We start from the raw sequence: 2,157 nt of genomic DNA, 5'->3' as shown, positions 1-2,157 counted from the left end.
CCTGCGCCTGGGCGGCCGGAGCCGGCGCCCGTGGTCCTGGCCCCCGTGGCGCCGGCTCCGGTCGCCCAGGCGCAGGAAGCTCCGGCACCGGCTGTGAAGGCCCCGGCGTCGAGCGATGCGCCGGCGGAAGCCCCCGAGGGGGGCATGGCCAAGATGCAGACCATCCGGGTCAACGTCGACACCCTCGAACACCTGATGACGATGGTGTCCGAACTGGTGCTGACCCGCAACCAGCTCCTCGAGATCGCCCGCAAGCACGAGGATTCGAGCTACAAGGTCCCGCTGCAGCGGCTTTCCCACGTCACGGCCGAGCTGCAGGAGGGCGTCATGAAGACGCGCATGCAGCCGATCGGCAACGCCTGGCAGAAGCTGCCGCGGGTGGTGCGCGACCTGTCGAGCGAACTCGGCAAGCAGATCGACCTCGTGATGCTCGGCGCCGAGACCGAGCTCGACCGGCAGGTGCTGGAGGTCATCAAGGACCCGCTCACCCACATGGTCCGGAATTCGGCCGACCACGGTCTCGAATCCACCATGCAGCGGATCGCGGCCGGCAAGCCGGCCCGCGGCTCGATCCGCCTCTCGGCCTATCACGAGGGCGGCACGATCACGATCGAGATCGCCGACGACGGCAAAGGCCTCGACCTCGTGGCCATCCGCAAGAAGGCGGTGGAGCGCGGGATCGCGACCCAGGTCGACGTCGAGCGGATGACCGACGCCCAGGTCGCCAAGTTCATCTTCGACGCCGGGTTCTCCACCGCGGCGGCCGTCACCTCGGTCTCCGGCCGCGGCGTCGGCATGGACGTGGTCAAGACCAACATCGAGACCATCGGCGGCGTCATCGACATCGCCACGCAGAAGGGGGTCGGCACCACCTTCACCATCAAGATCCCGCTGACGCTCGCCATCGTCGCCGCCCTGATCGTCCGGGCTGGCGAGAGCCGGTTCGCGGTGCCGCAGCTCGCGGTGCTCGAGCTGGTGCGGGTCGACGCCACCGCGCCGCAGCGGATCGAGCGCATCAACGACGCGCCGGTGCTGCGCCTGCGCGAGCGTCTGCTACCGATCGTGACCCTGAAGGGCCTGCTCGGCCAGGACGACACCGGCACCGAGACCGGATTCGTCGTGGTGGCCCAAGTCGGACGCCAGCGCTTCGGCATCCTTGTCGACGAGGTCTTCCACACGGAGGAGATCGTCGTGAAGCCGATGTCGACGAAGCTTCGCCACATCCCGCTCTTTGCCGGCAACACCATCCTCGGCGACGGCGCCGTCGTGCTGATCGTCGACCCGAACGGCATCGCGCGCCAGGTCAGCCAGGGCGCGCAGGGCGGCGGCCCGATCGAGGCCGAGTCGGAGTCGGGCGAGCTCGGCGACCCGAAGACGACGCTCCTCGTGTTCAAGGGCGGCGCCGGCAGCTTCAAGGCGGTCCCGCTCTCGCTCGTCACACGCCTAGAGGAGATCGACGCCGCCAAGGTCGAGTGGCTCGGCGGGCGTCCGCTGATCCAGTACCGTGGCCGGCTGATGCCGCTTGTGCCGGCCGACGAGGCCATCGCGATCCGCACCGAGGGCACGCAGGCGCTGGTGGTGTTCTCCGACGGTGACCGCGCGATGGGCCTCGTCGTCGACGAGATCGTCGACATCGTCGAAGAGCGCCTCGACATCGAGATCGCCGCCGAGCGCTCCGACCTGATTGGGTCGGCGGTGCTGCGGGGCCGCGCCACCGACATCATCAACATCGCCCACTTCCTGCCGCTGGCCTACGACGACTGGGCGCGCGGCACGAAGGCGGCGTCGGTGAAGACGACGACGCTGCTGCTCGTGGATGACTCGGCCTTCTTCCGCGACATGCTCAGCCCCGTGCTGAAGGCCGCCGGCTACCGCGTCGTCACGGCGCCGGGTGCCGAGGAGGCTCTGGCGATGCTCCAGGCCGATCCCCGGATCGGCGTGGTGGTGACCGACCTGGAGATGCCCGGCCGCAACGGCTTCGACCTCGTCGGCGCGATGCGCGGCGGCGACGCGCGGACCGCCGGCCTTCCGGTGATCGGCCTCACCGGGACGATCGGCGCGGAGGCGGTCGAGCGGGCGCGCACGCTGGCGATCAGCGACCTCGTGGCGAAGTTCGATCGCAGCGGCCTTGTCGCGGCGCTCGCCGAGCTCGATGCC

At 70.1% G+C, this 2,157-nt stretch carries 1 protein-coding gene; it reads left to right on the top strand.

Going from position 1 to position 2,157, the window contains the following annotated elements; translation table 11 throughout:
- Positions 1–30: 30 nt before the first annotated feature.
- Positions 31–2,157 (top strand): hybrid sensor histidine kinase/response regulator (locus tag FV222_RS23965; RefSeq protein ID WP_246685628.1); only part of this gene is annotated, 2,127 nt, incomplete at its 3' end.

The organism is Methylobacterium sp. WL103 (genome assembly GCF_008039885.1).
GTDB classification, from domain to species: domain Bacteria; phylum Pseudomonadota; class Alphaproteobacteria; order Rhizobiales; family Beijerinckiaceae; genus Methylobacterium; species Methylobacterium cerastii.
The sequence above is the reverse complement of the archived record's forward strand: the minus strand, read 5'-3'. Positions and strand labels throughout refer to the sequence as shown.